The organism is Pseudomonas sp. AMR01 (assembly GCF_041946035.1).
GTDB classification, from domain to species: Bacteria; Pseudomonadota; Gammaproteobacteria; order Pseudomonadales; family Pseudomonadaceae; genus Aquipseudomonas; species Aquipseudomonas antarctica_B.
Genome location: NZ_JAUTYR010000024.1, coordinates 25,658 through 45,611, shown reverse-complemented (window position 1 = coordinate 45,611; position 19,954 = coordinate 25,658). Strand labels below are relative to the sequence as shown.

The following is a 19,954-nucleotide window of genomic DNA, read 5'->3' as shown; positions in this document are numbered from 1 at the left end:
CGTTTGATTCAGATATCAGTGTCTACTTCTTCTACTTCCTGAACCGGCTCGCGGTTAGCGGCCGCTTTCACGTCTGGCGTAGGGGTCAGCAACTTGTCGCGAATCTGCTTTTCAAGCGTGGCAGCGATGTCCGGGTTGTCTTGCAGGAACTTGGCCGAGTTGGCCTTGCCCTGGCCGATCTTGCTGCCGTTGTAGGCATACCAGGCACCGGACTTCTCGACGAAACCGTGCAGCACGCCCAGGTCGATCATCTCGCCGTTCAGGTAGATACCTTTACCGTAGAGAATCTGGAACTCGGCCTGACGGAATGGCGGGGCCACTTTGTTCTTCACGACTTTAACGCGGGTTTCGCTACCAACAACCTCGTCGCCTTCCTTCACCGCGCCGGTACGGCGGATGTCGAGACGGACCGAAGCGTAGAACTTCAGCGCGTTACCACCGGTAGTGGTTTCCGGGCTGCCGAACATCACGCCGATCTTCATACGGATCTGGTTGATGAAGATCACCAGGCAGTTGGCGTTCTTGATGTTACCGGTGATTTTACGCAGCGCCTGGGACATCAGACGGGCTTGCAGGCCCACGTGCATGTCACCCATTTCGCCTTCGATTTCAGCCTTTGGTACCAGGGCTGCCACGGAGTCGACCACGATCACGTCGATGGCGTTGGAGCGCACCAGCATGTCGGTGATTTCCAGGGCTTGCTCACCGGTGTCCGGCTGGGAAACCAGCAAGTCGTCAACGTTGACGCCCAGCTTGCCGGCGTATTCAGGGTCTAGGGCGTGCTCGGCGTCGACGAACGCGCAGGTGGCGCCCATTTTTTGCGCCTGGGCAATCACCGATAGGGTCAGGGTGGTTTTACCAGAAGATTCAGGACCGTAGATCTCAACGATACGACCTTTTGGCAGGCCGCCAATGCCGAGCGCGATGTCCAGACCCAGAGAGCCAGTAGAAATAGCCGGGATCGCCTGACGGTCGTGATCGCCCATACGCATTACGGCACCCTTGCCGAATTGACGTTCGATCTGACCCAGGGCCGCAGCCAAGGCTTTCTTCTTGTTCTCGTCCATTAAAGTCCTCACGTAATCAATAAGGCCTGACGGCCAAAACCTGTATAAGTAGACAGTATTGTTCCACAAAGATCCGGGATCGCCTACCCCTGATTTTCGATTTCTGCTGCAGCTCGTCGCAACAACCCCTCTAGCGCGGCCTTTACCGTTTGTCGGCGGACCTCGTCACGGTTGCCGGGGAAGTGCGCGAGCTCGGCGGTGACCTGTTCACCAACGCCAAATGCCAGCCATACCGTGCCCACCGGTTTGTCCGGAGAACCGCCGTCCGGCCCGGCCACACCGCTGACCGCGACGGCAAAGTGCGACAGGCTTTTTTCCTGCGCGCCGCGCACCATCGCCTCGACCACGTCCTGGCTGACGGCACCGACCTTGGCGAACAACCCCTCCGGAACGCCCAATTGCCGGGTTTTCTGTCGATTGGAATAGGTGACATACCCGGCCTCAAACCAGGCCGAGCTCCCCGGGATCCGCGTGATGGCTTCTGCGATACCGCCGCCGGTACAGGACTCGGCAGTGGTGACATGGGCGTTGAGCACCTGCAAACGGCGACCCAGTTCAGCAGCCAATTGAGTGAGTTCGTTCACGGTCGTCTCCAGGGATGGGCGGGGAATTGCCTACCCTACAGGAGCAAACCGCACACGCAAGCGACAGACTGATGCAAGACACTAACGGGCGACGGCATGCACGTAAGCCTGGCAGGCACGCAAGGCGATCAGGGCGTTATCGCCGTCGTCGGTGATGCCGATAATTCGTTGAGCATGCGCCGGGTCAAGTCGGGCGCGTGCGGCTGCATGAACCACGCCGCCGGCGGCGGTGGTGGCTGGCACTGCACAACCACCGGCGGGGTCGTTGGCGTCGAGAAGGACTGACAACCGCACATCAGCAGTGGCCAGGCGGTCACGCAGACGAGCTTGATCACGTTGGGCATCGGCAAGCTCCCGGGCATGTTGTTGATCGCCGGCGCTGAGTTGTTGCTCCAGCGCCAGCCGTTTGTTTTGTTCCAGCTGTTGTTGGTGCAACGCCGCCAGGCTTTGTTGACTGAGCGCCTGAGCTTGAGCCGCCGATTGCCGCTCAAGCTGCGCACCATGGCGCCACGCCTGCACCTGCCACACAACAGCCATCATCAGGCAGACGCCGATCACGCGTAACGCGCCTAGGTAACGCATAGCACCGCCTTGGCCCGCTCCCAGAGTTGCAATCGGTCGTCCAGCCCATTGAGCCCGCCGTTAATGCGCCGGGTGATGGTGGTGAACTGGTCTTTGTCGGCCAGTTCATTCAAACCATTGCTTTGCCAGAACCACGCGGCGGACTCACAGGCCCACTGCGGTTGCTCCAGCAACTCGGGTTGCCTCAACAGGCGGTCGTCGCCAAACAACGCTTGGCTGCACGCCATATAATTGCGCCGCCCCGTGATCTGAATCAGCCCCCTGCCCCGGTACTGCTGGCCATCGCCGTCGGCTTCGGGAGTGTTGCCGAGTCGGGCGGCCAGGGTGCCGGTGTCGTATTTGCTCAGGTATTGGTCGCTGCCCAGTTCGCGCACGTAGCGCAACTGGCCGGATTCGTGACCGACTTGGGCGAGAAACGCAGCGATGCGCTTGGGGCTGGTGATCGTGTAACGCACCATTGCAGCATTCAGAGCCGCCAGGAAAGCAGCCGCTCGAGTGCCTGCGCCAGGCATGATTGCCTGCAGTTGTGTCACTAACATGGAATACGGTCCTTCAGACGATCTGGCGCCTGCTTGTTCAAAAACTTCGGGTACTGCCCATCAAGCATGACGTTACGGGGAGGCAACCCCGAACTACCATGTTGAGTAAACGCAACAATGCGAAATCCGCTGAACATGCCATTCACCTTTCAGGTCGGTTGAGTGTGGTCGCAAACGCCCACCCTGAAGTCGCTCACAGGCGCCTGCGATGCATGAACACCCCTTGCGAATTGTTTAACTGTTTAAGTCGACAACCCTCCCGCCGTAATCGAACTGCGATACCCCGTCACCGGGTCACCCACATGAACCACCTTGGTCATCGACCATTGCCCCTGCATATACGAAGGCCAGGTTTCATCCAGCCGCAGCAACCCTTCGGCGGCCAGCAGTGGGTTACCGGGGCAATCAATCTGCAACTGCAAGTCTTCGCGCCCCACACGCCGCAATTCAGCTTCGGCGACGCTGCGTGCTTCGGCTTCGTTCTGGCAGGGTTGGCGCAAGGTTTTGAACGGGGCATTTCCGACTTGCACCACACGCCTCTTGCCACCGGCTGCATCCCACCAGGTGACGCGAGTGCCCTCATATTTGGCGCGTGTCTTTTCGTCGAGTTTGGCGGTGATGAATGCGTACTCTCCCGGACGGTTGTCCTGAGTCACCGACAACTTCACTTCCGGCAGTTGCTTGAGGGAAATGGAGGTGAATTGCCCGGCTTCTGCCAGCACGTACAGTTCGTTGAAGGGCTTGGTGACCGCGCAGTAACGCTTGGCCAGGCGCGTGATGAACGCCATGTCGCTTTCGTTGGATTGGTCGATATGAGGGATCGCAATGCCTTCGAGCGCAGGCGCCACGCGCGGCGAGAAACCGTGACGGCTGACCAATTGGCGAAACAGCGCGCCCAAGGTGGTCGGCCCGTAACTGGCGGATCGGCGTTGGCGATAACCGCTGGCGTCGACCATGCTGAAGGGTGCAGCGGTGGCCACGATCATCAATCTCATGGGAAACAGCACGGGAGTTCGCTGGGTGACGACAAACTCGCCCTTCTCCACCAACCCCGTCTCCCGATAACCGACGCGTAAACCTATTTTGCCATTGAAGCTTGGCAGGCCTTCGAGCCCCTCGATATTGAGGCTCAGTTCCAACCGATCAGTCTCTAAACCTGAGGCGTCGGTATGGCTCCAGCGCATCAGGCGTTCATTGAGCAGCGCCGCATTAGCGCCATAAAACTCTACAATCGGCGTAAATCCCTGTGCCATGCATCCTCCTTAATCCCAGGCCAAAACAGGTCGCACGGCACTTGGCCGCGTTGCCATTTCCGGCACGACCACCCACACGTCCGCCGGCAGCACCGGGCCGTATTCAGCAAGTCCGGGGTTGAAGCGCCAAAGGGTTTCTTCGGCGGCGTCGTCGCAGCGAGCCAACTCGCGATAGAGCAGCAAGTTGACCGAATCACCGGCAATACTTCGTACTCTACGCATTGATGAACTCCTCCAGGACCAGGGTCCAGGCCATGACCATGGCGGTGCCATCGTCGATCACGTTGCTCTGTTTTTCGACCAGCGAATTAATCCGCCACAGGCCCCAATTGCGCCCAATACCATCGACCAGCGGCAACGGCGCTCGCGCATTTTGCAACGCGCGCAATTCGTCCAGGCGCGCCATGCCGACCGCGTACATGGCCGTACCGCCGAACGTGAGTTTTTCCAGTTTCTGCCCGCTCTGTCGCGACAGGGACTTGCTGGCAACAATTGCCAGGTCGCTCCAACCGCCGTCGGTGTTACGGGTCAACGAGGAATAGGCAAAGCCTCGGGACAGGCCAAAAATAAAGTCGCCCAGCACCATTTGTTGTCGCATCAATCACCTCCATGGTCGGCCAGTGCCGCGTTGCGCCGCATACCGAGGGCGTCAGTGACCATCGGCATGCACTGAAATTGCAGCGCCTGGATCACTTGGTTGACGACCTGCTGGGCATCCGCCGGGTTCACGCCGGTAATCTGGATGCTCGGGGCCAGGGTGAGCTGGACGCTGTCGGTACGCGCGCTGTTGAGTTCCTTGCTCACCGCATCCGGCGCAGGCAGGCGATCCGTTGCGCTAAACAATTTTCCGCCGAGCCAGCTGCCTGCCTCGCTGCCGAGCAAGCCACCGATGGCGCCGCCGACTGCAGTGCCGACGCCGGGGAAAATCAAGGTGCCGATGGCGGCACCCGCGGAAGCGCCTGCCCAAGCGCCACCGGCTGAACTCAGGCCGGCGCCGACCGCTTTTGCGTCGCCATTACGCACACCCTGGATCACATCCATGGCGGTGTCGACATACCTCAGCGGGCCAAGGCGGCGAGCGGCGGATGACTCCAGTTTGCTCATCGTGCCCAACAGGCCAGAGCCGGGTATCTTCGGCGGATGTGCCACAGGTGCGACTGAACGCTCATGGCTGACGGTCTGTGTGAGGGGCAGGTTTTTTGTCCGTACTTCGGAAGACAGGGGCACAAGCCCCCGTTCCACTGCACCAGTCAGCCCTGGCACTCTGCCTGAGGGCGGTTTACCGGGAACACTGTTGTTCTTTCGGCTTTTCGTCTGAGCCCCACCTGCTTGTGGAGCTTGAGCGGGAGCGCCGGGATTGCCTCCTGATGAATAGGCGGGGAAAAGCGACTGAACCCCCTTCTGCCAAGCACCGCGCAATAAAGTGGAGGCACCACCAGTTTTTTTAGGAACAAGCTTCGCATCCGCCAGCTTCGCAGCGGGCGCTTGTTTCTTTTGCGAGTGCTGCGAGTTCTTCGGCTTCAGCGATTTCTGCGGTTTCCTCGGCTTTTGTGGCCGCTGCGATTTCGGCTTTTGAGTACCTTTCTTTCCGCCAGGCGTGCTTCTGCGGGCAGTGCGGCGACTGCGCGGTGAGCGTTGGGTCGGGTCGTTACAGCAGCACGTCTTATCCTTTTCGAACCCGTCTTCCTTGAACAGCTTCCCAGCAGCGCCAGGCAGCTTGCCCAGCGTTACGTCGACCAGGTTACCCGTCACCCGGGTTTTGATTGTCTCTCCCAAACCCGAGAAAAAACCGGTAAACACGGGGGAAATCACGGGCAAAATCACAGCCTCAGCGGTTTTAACGGTCGTAGCGGCAGCCGAAGACTCGCCAGCCCAACTGTTTGCACTGTTCAACACGCTGGTTTTGGCTTGCAGCCAAGTTTCTTCCCCCAATACCGACTCAGGCTCAAGCGTCTTGGTTAGGCTGGCTTCGCTTTTCGTGGATTCCTCGCGCAGCACCGTTATTGTTTTTTCCGGCGCAAGTGGCGCTGTAAACGATTGCTGAAAGGCCGCAACCGGATCGAGGCTCCGCACATCCCGAAGCGTCAGGGCTTCACGGGTCAAGCGCAGTTCTTGCGAAGTGCTCGACGTCACGTCAGTGGATGTCTTCTGCTCGGTTCTGGACGACTGAGTATCCACCGTATTGAGCCGCGAAATGGGCGGCTCAACACCCAACGCAGTAAGCCGCGACAACGGCGGTTCAATACCCAACGCAGTGAGCCGCGACGACGGCGGTTCAACACCCAACGCAGTAGGCCGCGACGACGGCGGTTCAACATCCAACGCAGTAGGCCGCGACGACGGCGGATCAACACCCAACGCCATGAGCCCCGACAAGGAAGCTTCAAGCGCGTCCACGCTGGTGCGCAACACCCCCAGGGACAGCGAGAGACCACTGAGTTCCACGCCCGCATTAGTGAGCGCAAGACTCATCGGCGAGAGCGGCGCGGCCTCCTCAAGGCTGTTGGGCACCAAAGGGCCTGGATTGACGATATCGGCACCTTTGGCGCCGCTTGTGCTACCAAAAATACCCTGGCCATCCCTGGTCATGGCATAGGCCAGCGAATACGTGTCCTGCATACCGCTTACTCCTGTTTGACGCCAAGGCGAGTGATCGCGATGTCGTAGCGGCGCAATGCTTTTCCGGCGTCCCAGTCGAGGATTTCCGCCTCATTGACCGAGTAAATCAGTGGCACCACATCGAGGATCACTTCGATGTCGCGCTCCGAAAGAAGTCCGCCGGTTGATTTAAAAAATCGTCGATACGCTCCTGCAGTTCCGTCCAGTCGGGAACGGTCAGGCCAGCGAGGTCGGGGATCATCAGGCCGGTGCAATGTGCGGTAATGAACTCGGCACGTTCTTTGTTGGTGGCGAGTTTTTTCATCGCTTTGGTAGCGCGCAGAGCTGGCATTTCCAGGCTCACTGCGGTCAGGCTGCGGCCGGCGGCATCGAGGGGCAGGAGCAATTGCACTTGCTCATAGTTCAACGGCTCATCCGCTTTACCGAGGAAGAACGAGGCAGGCAGCGTCGACATTTCGTGTACGTATTGGGCGATGCTCACGTAGTCCGGGCGCTTGAGCTGGTCGAGCTCTTTTTCCGACAGGCCGGTGGCGAGTTTCGCCAGTTCAAAGAACTGATCGTCCTCGTCGTCACCGGCCCGGGCCAGCGCATCTTTTTGCGCGGCGTAGTACAGCGGTTTGAGTTGAACCTGCTCAATCGCCGCGCCGGTGTCGGCAGTGATCGGCGAGAGCAGGAGGTGCAGCGGGGGCATCCAGGCCATGGGGCAATTCCTTGTTGAAACGTGGTTGAAAAACGATCTGAAAACGGACGCGATCAATGTGGGAGCTGGCTTGCTGTGGCGAGGGAGCTTGCTCCCGCTCGGCTGCGCAGCAGTCGTCCGCTTTTTGGGGGGCGCTTCGCTCCCCAGCACAAGCAAGCTTGCTCGCCACAGCAAGCCCGGCTCCCACATGTGACCGTGCTCGCTTCAAATCAGAGTCGCCCTTAAGGCATCAGTACCGCGCGGCGGGCGTCACCGAGGATGTCCACACCGTTGAGCACGAACTTCTGGGTGCGCACGTCGATGTCGATCACCGAGATACCGTTTTCCAGGCGGTTGTAGGTGCGGCAGGACAGGGCCAGAGTGGTCGTGACCTTATCGCCCATCTTCAGCTTGGTTTCGGTCAGGGTTTTCAACTTGCCGCCGACCGTGTGGTAGGTGAAGTAGGTCTTGCCGTCCTGATCCTGGCCGGCTTCACGCACGTTGAGCAGGATGTCTTCACCCTGCCTCACGCCCAGCGCCAGCATGATTTCTGGCCCGACGCCTTGCAGCATCAGCGTCGCGGTGAGCACCTTGCCGCTCTTGGCCATTTCTTCGGCGATAAAGCGGCCGCCGGTCATCGGTTCCATCTCGAAATCAATGATTGGCGGGGTGAACTCTTCCACTGTTGCGGACAACGGCAGGCCTTGAAGGGTGGCCGCAATGGCCTGTCTTACACGGTTGGTAAACATTAGAGAACGTCCTCCAGGAACTGCTCGATGATTTCATCGCGGGCATTGAGTTGATAAATCATGTGTTCGTTCGGCGCATAGCGGCCATAGTCGATGACGATGTACCAGGTGCCGTTCTTGTACTTCTCGACACTGTTCAGTTCCGGGTGCAGGTACACGCTGCCGCCGGGGATGGTTTCGTCGGCGACCAGGGTTTGCAGCCAGTCGTTGATGCGCTTGACCTCTTGGTCCATGAAGGACTTGGTGAGGTTCTTGGCCATGGCTTTCTGGCCGGCCTTGACCAGCTTGCGGCTGATGGCGTCTTCCAGGCCGACGTAGCTGATGAACTTGCCCGTGATGGAACGGTTACCCAGCAGCGAAAAGCCACCGAGGATGGTGCGGGCGTAGTAGCTCACGCCGTAGCGGTTGAGCAGGTCGCCTTCGGTGGAGGTGTCGAGGATGTTGTACTCGACCACGCGGGAAACGTCCTCGGCGAACGTCACCTGATTACCCGGGCTTTCCCATTGCTTGACCTTGGCCAGCGCGGCGATGGCCAGGGAAGACGGCGACAGGAACACGTTTTTCTTCGCGACCTTGGAGTACACCGACGGCATGTTGTGCACCAGCAGGCAACGGTCGAAGCCAAGGTCGGCACCGCCCAGTTCGCCGCTGTAGGTCACTTGATCAGCAACGCTGGCGTCTTTGCCATCCAGCACCACACGCGCCTTGATGCGCTTGCCGAACGAGGCGAACTCACCGGCTACCGCTTTGGTACCCGTGAAGCCAGGGGCACCGATGATGGTCAGGTCTTCCGGCACACTGGCCAGCGCAGCCAGGCCCAGCTTGCGGCCGGTGGTGGGCTCATCGCCGCCGATTACATTGTTGAGCGTGTCGGCCGGGGTAGCGCCCTCCTCCACGATCACCACGTAGACCGGCACCTTGACCACTTTGAGGATTTGGTACACCGCCTGAAACAGCGTGCCCGACTCGGCGCCGGTGGGGTCCAGCAGCGCCTGAGTCGTGAAGCTGTTGATGCGAAACGGCGCGTTTTTCGGGATCGACGCATGGGCATTCGGCGCAGTGCCGACCAGGCCAATCACGTTATCGCCCAGGCCACCCATGGCCTCGGGAGATTCGGTGGCATTCACAGTGATGCCGTTGTGCTCGAAGTTCAGAACCTCAGCCATGGTTAGTCAGCCTTCTTGGGGGTGGAGTTGAGGACGCTGGTCAGTTCCAGGCGGCCGGCGGTGCGCAATGCGGTTGCTTCCACGTCGAGCAATTCCAGTTCTTCGCCAGCGGTGGACCAGTGGCCACCTCCGGTGGGGAATGGGATGAGGACGGTGTAGGTTTGGCGGTTATGCATGGGTTTAATTCTCCGGATGGAAAAATGCGAAAGCCCCTGCGGGAGGGGCTTTGGGGAGGCGAAAAAAAACCGCTCTCGCGGTGAGGTCAGGTTCGATCGGGCAACGGGTAAGCCGCCTTTATTTCAGCGACTTTGTCTCGCCATGCCTTTTCTTTTTCGGGGGTTTCGTCGTATTGCCATTCAAGGAAAAGAGGGTCGGCTTCGGTCACATAGAGTGTGCGACGCGCAGCGATGGAGTTTTCCAGTTGTATGGATTTTGCAGCTTCTGCACAAAGTGCAGCCGCCTGCTCTGCAGAAAAACCAAGGTTTTTTAGAATATCCACATCTGCCGGAATATTGATCAGTTGCTCACCACTAGGTGTTACTGCGGACTTAATCGAAATGGTCATTTATGCCCCCTTCATTGCGTAAATTTTGTCGTTGTCATACGCGTACGCCATGCGCTTTTCAGGCAAAGTTGCCCCCAATACGGCATCAACATCCGCCAAACGATAGGGACGTACGCACCAGCGAATTTCCCAATCGCCTTGTGTGCTCTCACCCATGGCTACTTCAGTATCCAGGCGGCTAAAACTCACCGCATCTGGAAAGGATTTGTTGACCGTGTAGCTGAGCCCCCCGCGAAGGTAAAGTCCGGAATGGATGGACGACTCAATAACCTGCCCATCCTTGACGTCGAGGTACAGAGGCCTGACACCCGATACATGCCGTGCAATACAGATCATCCCAAAACTGACACCACGAACCGTTTCGCGATAGGTTTGCGAAATACGCTTTACCGTCAGGTAATTGCCGTCCCCACTCCACAGATGCCCGCATCCCTCCATCTGCAAGTTCAGACCCGCGATATGAAAAGTACCTTGCCCAAAAGGTGTAGATTCTGAATTGCGGCTGAAAATACGAGAAAAGGTGACTTCAGTCTCACCGCTTTCATTACCCGGCATCGTCCACCACACAGGGTAGAAGGTATCGGTTGGCAGTCCGGTGAGGTCAATCTCCTGGCTGTAGAGTGCGCGACCGTTAATATCCTTGGCTTGAACACTGTTACGCCAAGCAGTGAACTGGTTTGATACGACGTCTACTTGAGCATTAATCTTCCCAATCTGGTTGGTCACGGTATCCGTAAGTTTGTTACATGCATCTACAACTTTCGTAATCGTTGCTTCAATTCCCATCATCAACTCCCTGTCAATTGTTTTGCATTTCAGCACTTTTGTAGCGGCGGTTACTGCGCCTCAAGGTGCATAACCCTGAACATCAAATGTATATGGCGCGACATGTTACTAACCGAAGCCGCCGCCATAATTGCGATCTCCTCAGCCAACAACACATTCAGATTTTCACTCCCCACCACAATCGTCACGCTGTCTGCCGGCAACGGCGAAATATCCAGCGTGAACTTTTGCAGTACCCGCGCGGCGGCCGCTTTATACGTCAGCAACTTCCCCGCGACGGAATACACCGCCAACAAGGTCCCACTGGCGAGGTAAAAACCGAACTCGCCAATCTCGTATTCAGCCTCGCCATCAAACAGCGCAGCCATTCGAAGTTGCCGCTCACCGAGATCCTCATAATCCACAATGGCGACCCGTTGGCGCTCGTCACGCAAGGCCACTTCCGTGCCGTCCGGGTCGTAGCGGCCGGTACCGGCACCGACATGGGTAATCTCGCCTTTCAAGCCCTGGTTCTTTGCCTGCAGCACTTCATCCAAACCCTTGGAGGTGAAGCGCACCAGGCGCGTAATGTCATCTGTCATGGCTGCGCCCTGAGGTCGTAGTCGTTAATGGTGTAGTGCTGGGCAACCCCGGCACCGTTAAGTCGAGCAACCAACGCCAACTCCGGCAATGCACCGTATAGATACAGTTCACTGTCGCTTAGAGGGGCGTGGATGAGTTGAGTGAGCGCAAGCCGGGCTTCGGTTTCGTGAACGATGGTGATCGTCGCTTGGTCGCGTTCACTCTTTGCGGCATTGACGCGGCGGATCAACCGGTTATGGTCACCGCTGGACCAACTGCGCCCGATGATTGCCTGCACGTCGAAGGTGTAAGGCATACCCATCGGTCGCTGCTGGTACCAGGCGCTGATATTGGGCGTGAAGCCCAAAGACTCCACTGCATAGCTCAGTGCTTTGGGCGTGCCCGCCTGGCGCTGTATCTGCCAGGACAAGGCCACGGTCAGACGCTTTTCAGCCTCGCTGGCATCCGCATCCCACTCGCTGACGCCACGGTCTGCGGCCAGGTAAGGAAGAAATTCGGTGGGCGTTTGCAACGGATTCATCAACGCCGGAAACGGTGGCATCACACGGTCAAGCAACTGACCAAACCCCAGGTCCAACGCTTTTTCCAGCGGTGAACTGTTGGCTGGCAACAAACTCGCTTTGGGCTCACTCATAACGTGTGCACCTCCACCTCGACAGCCGTGCAATACGGCGCCTGGAACGCGGTGCTGATAATCGGCGCCAGCGGTTCCAGGATTTGTAATTGCGCAGCACCCGCGCTGTGGATGGCGTAGTCGATCCAGCTCGGGTCTACCCGGCCTTCCAGGCGATGGCACGATTCGGCGTAGGTTTGCAGTAACTGTTGCGCCGCTACCTGAGTCAGCCCTGAATCAGGGCCCGCGTTGATCTTGGCGACTACGCGAATTTTGTAGGGCTGAATCTGCGCCGCCTGAACGCTGACGAGATCGGTTTCTGGCCGTACATCCGGCCGTGCGAAATGGCGACGAACGCCCTCAAGCAAATCGGCAGACGGTGTGCCATCGCCGTCCCGTGAAAGCACGGTGACCATCACTTCGCCGGGCGCTGTTCGCCGCCCATTGCCATCCTTGACCTGCGCCGCATAACCGTCCGGGTCGAAGGTGTAGTTGACGGTCACTACGCCCGGCGTTGCGCTTTGCACCTTTACCGATGGCCGCTCGCCCAAGGTGAATACCTCGCGGCGATACTGCATACGCGAACCCGCCGCCGGGGCGTGGGGTGCCAGGTAGTAGCGCAGGCGAGCGTCGTCGTCGCTTTCCAGCGTTGGCGGTACGGGCGGGAAAGCCGCCGGGTCGCCGGGGTCGAGCACCTGGCGCTCCAGGCCCATGTCGGCCAGGCGTGCATCCAGGTTGCTGCCGGTGGCCCACCACGCCAGCATCTGCTTGATACGGGCGTTGTATTTGCGCTCGTGGGTTTGCAGACGAATGCAGAAGGCTTCGAGTGCCAGGGTCAACAACTCGCTCTCGTTGTCGAGGCTGACCTTGAGTTTGGCCGCGCTTTGCGGCGCTCGGGTGGCGACGTAATCAACCACAAACGCCTTGAACTCCGCCAGCAACGGTTCGAACTCGTCGACCGCGATGATGGCCGGTTCCGCCAGTTGGTTCTGGCCAGGGATCAGCATGCTCATGTCACGACCTCGAAGGATTGTTGGCGGTTTTTCCAGGTGCCTGCAAAGCGCAGTAACAGACCGGCGCCCTGGCGGGTGGCGACGATGACCTGGGGCTGAAAGTCGCCGATGCCGTTCTGGGTGTTGTAGAACGCTTGGGCGGCGTGGCTTTGGGCGAGGATCAACACATCGTCGCCCAGGTTCTGGCCGAGCAACTGCGGGATCAGCGAGCCGTACAAAGGGCGCTTCTGGCGAGTGCCCACAGGGGTGGTCAGCGCTCGGGTGGCGCGCTGCACAAATTGCAGCCAGTCATCGACGGCTGCCCCGGTATTGCGATCGATGCCGATCATGGGAGGTCCTTATCACGGGCTGATGACCCGGCCCTGGTGGTCTACCAACGGGCCGCTGAAATGCGCGCCGCCGGCATCCAGCAACAGGCCGGTGCCGCCGATTTGCAGGGTGATGCTCTGGGGGGTAATCGTCAGGCTGGCGGCGCCCACCTTGGCACTGACCTGTTCGCGGGAGCCACTGAACGTGGTCGGGCCATTGACCCAATTGAAGGTGTGAGTGGCGTCGTCATAGTCACTTTGGGTGCCGTCCTGATGGCGTCGCCGAGTCAACGTGGCAACGCTTGAGACCGGCGGAAACTGACTGGAGTTGAGACCGAATAAAGCAACAGACTGACCGCCACCTTCCCCGCCGCCGTAGTTGAGCAGCAGGCATTGTTCACCCACAGAAGGAATGCGCGTTTCAGTCTGCGCACCCGCACTGGGGTTGAAAAAACGAATGGACGGCGTGAGTAATTCACCGTGGCTGATCTTGCAGGTGTTGCTGGCCGGGTCGACTTCCTGGCACACACCAATCCGGCAGTAACTTTCGGCACGCCGATACAGATCTTCGAGTTGGGCTTCCATTTCCGCCAGACGCTCGACGATCGGCCCCAGTTGCATGCGTAACAGCGCATCGAACATGGACTACTCCTGCAATGGCCGATATTGGTCCGGGTCATTGATGTTCGAGACTTCCCAGGTGCAGGCAAACAGCGGTGTGCCTGTAGGATCTTCGAGCAATGGCGGACCGAGGTAGAGGGTTTGGGTGAAGGACACCGTCCAGGTGTCGTAGTCCATTCCGGTGTCTGCTTGAATCGACGGCGCCGCGACAATGGACGTGGGCACATCGCACTGATCTGCCGGCAGGCCCCAGCGGTTATCCAGGGCCAGGTCCATCAGTTGGCTGGCCAGGTCGCAGGCGTCAAAAGGCGCAGAGCCACTGGCGAGCATGGCCTTGAGTGAAACCGACAACGCATGCGCCTTGCGGCCTTCAAGGGAGCGAAGGCCCGGGCCGTTGCGTTCAACGGTGATCAACACACCGGTTTTGTCGCCTGAGTTCTGAAAGTCCTGATGGTTGCCGACGTGCAATTGGGGGAAGGCGATTTTCAGCGCTTCCCCGATTGCCACCGGCAGTTGGGAGGGTTTTTCAATAAGTGTCATCTGATTGCGTCCTTGCAGCGGTTATGGCTGATCCGGTCCAATGGGTGGGGTTTGATAGACCCCGATCCGCTTGGCCGCCCAACGCTCATAAAGGCCGATGGCGACGTCCGCGCCGGCCATGGCGGTGAGGCAACCAATGGCGCCTGCGGTCCAGAGCGACATGCCGGCGGCGTAGCACAGCATCAGTGCTGAAACCCCACACACCATGCAGGCTCCGGATCTCAGCACCAGGCGCCGAATCAGCGACCAACCGCGGGCGCCTTCCTTGTCTGCACGCCACATTTCGCCGGATACGCCGCCGATCACTGCCAAAATGATCACCAGCCAGATGGGCATTTCCGCTAACGCTTGCTGCTCGTTTGTCATGTCACGCCTCCTGGCTGAGCATTGCCGGCAAAGGGCCGGGTTTTGGGTAAATCCATTTATAGGTAGGCATTCCAAAAAGCCCGGTCGCCCGGGCTTTTCAGTAATGATGTCCTCGATCCTTCGGCGCTACTGGCGCGGTACGGACCTTTCCTCAATGTTTTTCCGACCACGATCCCTGTCTGCCGGATAACTGCTTCTGGTGCTTTACGCTGCACACCCGGGTCAGTTGCCAACCCTCTGAACCGTTAAGGCCGGTTCATCGCTGCCTGTTTTCTTGAAGCGGTGTTACTAAAGAGCGTCGGCATCCTTGCCGGTATTGCCTGGCATCCCTGCCATCGCTTCGATGGCGTCCTTGCCGATGTTGGGTGCCTTCCTTGTCTTCCTTGGCGGCATCCTTGCCGCCTCCACCAGGCCTTCTTGGCTGGCTTGAGATGAAGAATATGCATGTATGCATATACAGTCAATGCACTAATGCATTTATTTTCACAAAGGAAATGCACAGATGCATTTTCAGCCTTGCTGGCCGAGGGATAGGCGGTTTTCTACAGGCGAAAAAAAACCCGCACATTGGCGGGCGCTGTCTTACGCAAGAAGGTTAACGGGCGTACATGCCCCACCAGAACACATGACCGAGGATGCTGATCTGCTCATCCTGGATATCCTGAAAGCTGTAGTCCTCATCCGGGTGCTCATCGCGATTGAAACTGCGCAGGCGAATCCCGGAAGGCAGGCGGTAGAGCTGTTTCACGCGCAGCTGGCCGTTGTGGTTGATGGCATACAAGTCGCCATCGACGATGTCACCAATGCCACTCTTGCCCGCATTCACCCCCACCGTCGCGCCGTCACGCAGCACCGGCAACATACTGTTGCCGCGCACCGTCACACACTTGGCCTGGTCAAACTGCACACCGTTGTGGCGAAGGCTGCGCTTGCCGAACCGCAGGCTGGCCTTCTCGCTTTCCTCGATGACGAATCTTCCTGATCCAGCAGCCAATTCAACCTCACGCAAAAAGGGGATCGACACCTCGTCATCATTAACGGGCGTGTCGTCATCCCACAGGCTTATGTCCTTGAGTTCCGAGTGCATCGGGTCGCGCCCGTCATCGCGCAAAGCGCCCACAACCGCGCGGCCGCGCAGGTGGTCGGTGCTGACGCGGAAGTACTCGGCGATGCGGGAAATGTGCTTGTCCGACGGATCAACGATCTTGCCGTTGAGAATCCGGGACAACGTGGATTGAGGCACGCCGGTACGCCGGTGAAGCTCCGTGGGGGAGATCCGGTCGCGCTCGAGGAGTTCTCTCAGGACGGATGAAACGTTGCGTTTTTGCATAACGGGGATGATGACGGGGGATTTTGGAGTTGGCAAATGCTAATTTGCATATTTTATGCATAATCGACGTAGATGACTGCAATTCTTCCCATGTAACGACGGAACTTATGACTAAAGCGATGTCAATTTGATATCTCAGCAACACAGTCATTGAGATTGGACTCATCAGTGCCAGGCTGCTTCCTGGCAAACCAAGGAAGAAAAAATGATGAAACTGGTGGTTGTGGTGTTGTTGATGTTCAGCGGTTACACCTTCGCAGGCAGTTGCGCCTCAATCAGTGACTCTGACCAGCGAGATTTCTGCAACGCGAAGCAAAGCTGCGCCAATATCAGCAACAGTGATTGACGCGAGCAGTGCAACGGCATGACACCTTCTTCAGGAACAAGAAAATAAATGAGGGGGAATGTGTGTTTGCCGACCTAGGAAAGCCGCCCCCCCTTAAGTACGTGTGCTATTCGACAACCGCAAAGCAATATTCCCATTCCCCCAGTTGCACCCACCCCACCACCACGCTACCCTCCGCTCAGTCGCTGCCAATTCAGCGACCGGGCCTGATAACCCGGCAAGATGCAGGCGCACACAGCGCCCCAAAACTCGATTTGCAGGCGTTTTTTTTCGCCCATCATTTCGTGCAATGGCGGCTGTGCGTGGGAGACCTTCGGGTCTGCCGGGTTCCTGTATCTCCGGTTTATCAGCCTGCGCACAGCTGCCACCCAATTCGCCTGATAACGAATGTGGTAGCTCTCAATTGATATGGGAGTTTTACCGATGACCGCTATAAATCCGTCTGCATTATCCACCCTCGGCGTCACCCCCTTCTCCTTTCACTCCGACCAACCTCTGTTCCGCGTCAACAGCGGTGTCTCTCTGCACGAAGCCTTGCAACACGCCTCCCACCTCCTCCATGTCGCCAAACAGCTCGCAGAAGATGCAGCGATGACGAAGGAAACGGACCGTTACGCCTGGGCGTCGCATTACTTGCAGGAGATGGTGAAGGCGGTGGTTGATGATGTGGTGAAGGTGTTGGATTCGCCCGGCAACAATCAGTAAAGGCGTGGAAGAAAAACCAGTGCGGCACTTGGTAATGGTCAGTTAAGAGAATAGCCGGGAATCTGTGGCGAGGGAGCTTGCTCCCGCTGGGGCGCGCAGCGGCCCCAAAAAATGGGCCTGCTACGCAGTCCAGCGGGAGCAAGCTCCCTCGCCACAGTTGCGGTGTGTTCCTTTGATACTGTCCGGCATTAGGCGCGCGCGCTTTTGTATTTTCACCGGCGGTTTACCCCCTGCGAACCCCCGACCTCGCATGTTAACCTTGCCGCCATCGCAAAATCGCAGGGCCAAGCGCCCCACCTTTGCCCCACTCCTTTCAACGAATTTGCCTACGACCCAATGAGTAAAGCCACTTCAGATCTGTCCTCCCACACCCCAATGATGCAGCAGTACTGGCGCTTGAAAAACCAGCACCCTGATCAGTTGATGTTCTATCGCATGGGCGACTTCTACGAGATCTTCTATGAAGACGCGAAGAAGGCCGCCAAGTTGCTGGACATCACCCTGACCGCGCGCGGGCAGTCGGCGGGGCAGTCGATTCCGATGTGTGGCATTCCTTACCATTCGCTGGAAGGCTACCTGGTCAAGCTGGTGAAGCTGGGCGAGTCGGTTGTGATTTGTGAGCAGATCGGCGACCCGGCGACGAGCAAGGGGCCGGTGGAACGTCAGGTGGTGCGCATTATTACGCCGGGCACGGTGAGTGATGAGGCGCTGCTGGACGAGCGTCGCGACAACCTGATCGCAGCCGTGCTGGGTGACGAGCGTTTGTTCGGCCTGTCGGTGCTGGATATCACCAGCGGCAATTTCAGCGTGCTGGAGATCAAGGGCTGGGAGAATTTGCTGGCGGAGCTGGAGCGGATCAATCCGGTGGAGTTGCTGATTCCGGATGATTGGCCGAAGGACTTGCCGGCGGAAAAGCGTCGTGGGACCAAACGTCGTGCGCCGTGGGATTTCGAGCGTGATTCGGCGCTGAAAAGTCTGTGTCAGCAATTCTCGGTGCAGGACCTTAAAGGCTTTGGCTGCGAAACCCTGACCCTGGCCATCGGTGCCGCCGGTTGCCTGCTCGGTTATGCCAAGGAAACCCAGCGCACTGCCCTGCCGCATTTGCGCAGCCTGCGCCATGAGCGCCTGGACGATACCGTGGTGCTGGATGGCGCGAGCCGTCGCAACCTGGAATTGGACACCAACCTGTCGGGCGGGCGCGACAACACGCTGCAATCGGTAGTCGACCGCTGCCAGACCGCCATGGGCAGCCGTTTGCTGACACGCTGGCTGAACCGTCCGCTGCGGGATTTGAGCGTGCTGCAAGCGCGTCAAACGTCTATCACCTGCCTGCTGGATGGCTACCGTTTTGAAAAGCTCCAACCGCAGCTGAAAGAAATCGGCGATATCGAACGGATTCTGGCGCGGATCGGCCTGCGCAATGCGCGGCCGCGTGACCTGGCGCGCCTGCGTGATGCACTGAGCGCACTGCCGCAGTTGCAAGACGCGATGACCGAGCTGGACACGCCGCACCTGCAACAGCTGGCGGTGACCACCAGCACTTACCCTGACCTCGCAGCCCTGCTGGAAAAAGCCATCATTGATAACCCGCCGGCGATCATTCGTGACGGCGGCGTGCTGAAAACCGGTTACGACACAGAGCTGGATGAGCTGCAATCTTTGAGCGAAAACGCCGGGCAGTTCCTGATTGATCTGGAAGCCCGCGAGAAAGCCCGCACCGGTCTGGCGAACTTGAAGGTCGGCTACAACCGCGTGCACGGCTATTTTATTGAGTTGCCGAGCAAGCAAGCCGAATCCGCGCCGATTGATTATCAGCGCCGCCAGACCCTTAAAGGTGCCGAGCGCTTCATCACGCCGGAGCTCAAGGAGTTCGAAGACAAGGCGCTGTCGGCCAAGAGCCGCGCGCTGGCGCGGGAAAAGATGCTCTATGAAGCCTTGCTTGAAGGCTTGATCAGCCGCCTGGCGCCGCTGCAAGACACCGCCAGCGCCCTGGCGGAGCTGGATGTGTTGAGCAACCTGGCCGAACGCGCGCTGAACCTAGACTTGAACTGCCCGCGCTTTGTGAGCGAGCCGTGCATGCGCATCGTGCAGGGCCGCCACCCGGTGGTGGAGCAGGTGTTGACCACGCCGTTCGTCGCCAACGACCTGTCGCTGGATGACGACACCCGCATGCTGGTGATCACCGGCCCGAACATGGGCGGTAAATCCACTTACATGCGTCAGACCGCGTTGATCGTGTTGCTGGCGCACATCGGCAGCTTCGTGCCGGCGGCCAGCTGTGAATTGTCGTTGGTGGACCGCATTTTCACGCGGATCGGTTCCAGCGATGACCTGGCTGGCGGCCGTTCGACCTTTATGGTGGAAATGAGCGAAACCGCCAACATTCTGCACAACGCCACCGAGCGCAGCCTGGTGTTGATGGACGAAGTAGGTCGCGGCACCAGCACCTTCGACGGCCTGTCGCTGGCATGGGCGGCGGCCGAGCGGCTGGCGCAGTTGCGCGCCTATACGCTGTTTGCCACTCACTATTTCGAACTCACCGTGCTGCCGGAAAGCGAGCCGCTGGTGGCCAACGTTCACTTGAATGCTACCGAACACAACGAGCGCATCGTGTTCCTGCACCACGTGCTGCCGGGGCCAGCCAGCCAGAGTTACGGCCTGGCCGTGGCGCAATTGGCCGGTGTACCGACCGACGTGATCATCCGCGCTCGCGAGCACCTCAGCCGCCTGGAAACCACGGCCTTGCCTCACGAAACCGTGGTCGCCAGCCCTGCAAAAACCAAAGGCAAAGCCAGCGCGCCGCATCAGAGCGATATGTTTGCCAGCCTGCCCCATCCGGTGCTGGATGAGTTGGCCAAGCTTGATCTGGACGACATGACGCCGCGCAAAGCGCTAGAAATGTTATATGCACTGAAGGTTCGGATATAACGCTACCGCGTGC

Annotated in this window: 26 protein-coding genes; 3 read left to right on the top strand and 23 right to left on the bottom strand. The window is 58.8% G+C overall.

The features are described 5' to 3' along the window. Positions 1 to 8 precede the first annotated feature (8 nt). The 23 genes from recA to Q7C20_RS19340 all read right to left on the bottom strand — a co-directional run bounded on the left by recA (position 9) and on the right by Q7C20_RS19340 (position 15,962). Positions 9 to 1,067, bottom strand: coding sequence for a recombinase RecA (gene recA, locus Q7C20_RS19450; protein ID WP_375069561.1), 1,059 nt, complete (start codon positions 1,065 to 1,067; stop codon positions 9 to 11). Positions 1,068 to 1,150: 83 nt separating this feature from the next. Then, a complete protein-coding gene (locus Q7C20_RS19445; RefSeq protein WP_348060535.1) occupies positions 1,151 to 1,651 on the bottom strand; it encodes a nicotinamide-nucleotide amidohydrolase family protein in 501 nt (166 codons plus the stop codon). 81 nt (positions 1,652 to 1,732) lie between these two features. Beyond that, positions 1,733 to 2,233, bottom strand: a complete 501-nt coding sequence (locus Q7C20_RS19440) for a lysis system i-spanin subunit Rz (protein ID WP_375069559.1) — start codon at positions 2,231 to 2,233, stop codon at positions 1,733 to 1,735. Beyond that, positions 2,221 to 2,772, bottom strand: coding sequence for a glycoside hydrolase family 19 protein (locus Q7C20_RS19435; protein ID WP_375069557.1), 552 nt, complete (start codon positions 2,770 to 2,772; stop codon positions 2,221 to 2,223). Before Q7C20_RS19435 ends, Q7C20_RS19440 begins: the two co-directional genes overlap by 13 nt. 242 nt (positions 2,773 to 3,014) lie before the next feature. Continuing rightward, positions 3,015 to 4,025 (bottom strand): contractile injection system protein, VgrG/Pvc8 family, encoded by a 1,011-nt coding sequence (locus tag Q7C20_RS19430; protein WP_348060541.1) that lies wholly within the window; start codon positions 4,023 to 4,025, stop codon positions 3,015 to 3,017. A gap of 9 nt (positions 4,026 to 4,034) precedes the next feature. Further along, entirely contained in the window at positions 4,035 to 4,247 is a 213-nt protein-coding gene (locus tag Q7C20_RS19425) for a tail protein X (RefSeq protein ID WP_375069556.1), read from the bottom strand. Next, positions 4,240 to 4,623, bottom strand: coding sequence for a phage tail protein (locus Q7C20_RS19420; protein ID WP_348060545.1), 384 nt, complete (start codon positions 4,621 to 4,623; stop codon positions 4,240 to 4,242). Before Q7C20_RS19420 ends, Q7C20_RS19425 begins: the two co-directional genes overlap by 8 nt. After that, on the bottom strand, positions 4,623 to 6,644 hold the full coding sequence (locus tag Q7C20_RS19415) for a phage tail tape measure protein (RefSeq protein WP_375069554.1): 2,022 nt from the start codon (positions 6,642 to 6,644) through the stop codon (positions 4,623 to 4,625). The genes Q7C20_RS19420 and Q7C20_RS19415 overlap by 1 nt, the downstream gene beginning before the upstream one ends. Before the next feature lie 5 nt (positions 6,645 to 6,649). Continuing rightward, on the bottom strand, positions 6,650 to 6,775 hold the full coding sequence (locus tag Q7C20_RS19410; RefSeq protein ID WP_017844653.1) for a hypothetical protein: 126 nt from the start codon (positions 6,773 to 6,775) through the stop codon (positions 6,650 to 6,652). After that, entirely contained in the window at positions 6,772 to 7,344 is a 573-nt protein-coding gene (locus tag Q7C20_RS19405) for a phage tail assembly protein (RefSeq protein WP_375069552.1), read from the bottom strand. Before Q7C20_RS19405 ends, Q7C20_RS19410 begins: the two co-directional genes overlap by 4 nt. A gap of 221 nt (positions 7,345 to 7,565) precedes the next feature. Further along, a complete protein-coding gene (locus tag Q7C20_RS19400; RefSeq protein WP_348060918.1) occupies positions 7,566 to 8,072 on the bottom strand; it encodes a phage major tail tube protein in 507 nt (168 codons plus the stop codon). Then, positions 8,072 to 9,238, bottom strand: a complete 1,167-nt coding sequence (locus Q7C20_RS19395; protein ID WP_375069549.1) for a phage tail protein — start codon at positions 9,236 to 9,238, stop codon at positions 8,072 to 8,074. Before Q7C20_RS19395 ends, Q7C20_RS19400 begins: the two co-directional genes overlap by 1 nt. 2 nt (positions 9,239 to 9,240) lie before the next feature. Beyond that, a complete protein-coding gene (locus Q7C20_RS19390) occupies positions 9,241 to 9,414 on the bottom strand; it encodes a hypothetical protein (protein ID WP_348060914.1) in 174 nt (57 codons plus the stop codon). Positions 9,415 to 9,500: 86 nt separating this feature from the next. Beyond that, positions 9,501 to 9,803: a hypothetical protein gene (locus Q7C20_RS19385; protein ID WP_348060912.1), complete on the bottom strand. Its 303-nt coding sequence runs from the start codon at positions 9,801 to 9,803 to the stop codon at positions 9,501 to 9,503. Beyond that, entirely contained in the window at positions 9,804 to 10,589 is a 786-nt protein-coding gene (locus Q7C20_RS19380; protein ID WP_375069547.1) for a phage tail protein, read from the bottom strand. It lies immediately after the preceding gene. 50 nt (positions 10,590 to 10,639) lie between these two features. Then, complete coding sequence (locus Q7C20_RS19375; RefSeq protein WP_375069545.1) at positions 10,640 to 11,170, bottom strand: hypothetical protein; 531 nt, start codon at positions 11,168 to 11,170, stop codon at positions 10,640 to 10,642. Beyond that, positions 11,167 to 11,805 (bottom strand): phage tail protein I, encoded by a 639-nt coding sequence (locus Q7C20_RS19370; protein WP_348060906.1) that lies wholly within the window; start codon positions 11,803 to 11,805, stop codon positions 11,167 to 11,169. Before Q7C20_RS19370 ends, Q7C20_RS19375 begins: the two co-directional genes overlap by 4 nt. Beyond that, a complete protein-coding gene (locus Q7C20_RS19365; protein WP_348060904.1) occupies positions 11,802 to 12,797 on the bottom strand; it encodes a baseplate J/gp47 family protein in 996 nt (331 codons plus the stop codon). The genes Q7C20_RS19370 and Q7C20_RS19365 overlap by 4 nt, the downstream gene beginning before the upstream one ends. After that, complete coding sequence (locus Q7C20_RS19360; protein WP_348060902.1) at positions 12,794 to 13,126, bottom strand: phage baseplate protein; 333 nt, start codon at positions 13,124 to 13,126, stop codon at positions 12,794 to 12,796. The genes Q7C20_RS19365 and Q7C20_RS19360 overlap by 4 nt, the downstream gene beginning before the upstream one ends. Before the next feature lie 12 nt (positions 13,127 to 13,138). After that, a complete protein-coding gene (locus Q7C20_RS19355) occupies positions 13,139 to 13,747 on the bottom strand; it encodes a phage baseplate assembly protein V (RefSeq protein ID WP_375069542.1) in 609 nt (202 codons plus the stop codon). A gap of 3 nt (positions 13,748 to 13,750) precedes the next feature. Further along, positions 13,751 to 14,266 carry a hypothetical protein gene (locus tag Q7C20_RS19350; protein WP_375069540.1) on the bottom strand — a complete coding sequence of 172 codons (516 nt, stop codon included), beginning with the start codon at positions 14,264 to 14,266 and terminating at the stop codon, positions 13,751 to 13,753. A 21-nt stretch (positions 14,267 to 14,287) separates the two neighbouring features. Then, the gene (locus Q7C20_RS19345; protein ID WP_348060897.1) at positions 14,288 to 14,632 is read right to left on the bottom strand and encodes a phage holin family protein; all 345 of its coding nucleotides are present in this window, start codon (positions 14,630 to 14,632) and stop codon (positions 14,288 to 14,290) included. 595 nt (positions 14,633 to 15,227) lie between these two features. Then, entirely contained in the window at positions 15,228 to 15,962 is a 735-nt protein-coding gene (locus tag Q7C20_RS19340; RefSeq protein ID WP_375069538.1) for a helix-turn-helix transcriptional regulator, read from the bottom strand. Positions 15,963 to 16,170: 208 nt separating this feature from the next. On the opposite strand from Q7C20_RS19340, the gene Q7C20_RS19335 reads away from it, so the two are divergent. The 3 genes from Q7C20_RS19335 to mutS all read left to right on the top strand — a co-directional run bounded on the left by Q7C20_RS19335 (position 16,171) and on the right by mutS (position 19,941). Continuing rightward, positions 16,171 to 16,308, top strand: a complete 138-nt coding sequence (locus Q7C20_RS19335) for a hypothetical protein (protein ID WP_348060895.1) — start codon at positions 16,171 to 16,173, stop codon at positions 16,306 to 16,308. Positions 16,309 to 16,731: 423 nt separating this feature from the next. After that, positions 16,732 to 17,013 carry a DUF3077 domain-containing protein gene (locus Q7C20_RS19330; protein WP_375069536.1) on the top strand — a complete coding sequence of 94 codons (282 nt, stop codon included), beginning with the start codon at positions 16,732 to 16,734 and terminating at the stop codon, positions 17,011 to 17,013. A gap of 336 nt (positions 17,014 to 17,349) precedes the next feature. After that, positions 17,350 to 19,941, top strand: a complete 2,592-nt coding sequence (gene mutS, locus Q7C20_RS19325) for a DNA mismatch repair protein MutS (RefSeq protein WP_375069535.1) — start codon at positions 17,350 to 17,352, stop codon at positions 19,939 to 19,941. The last annotated feature ends 13 nt before the right edge of the window (positions 19,942 to 19,954 follow it).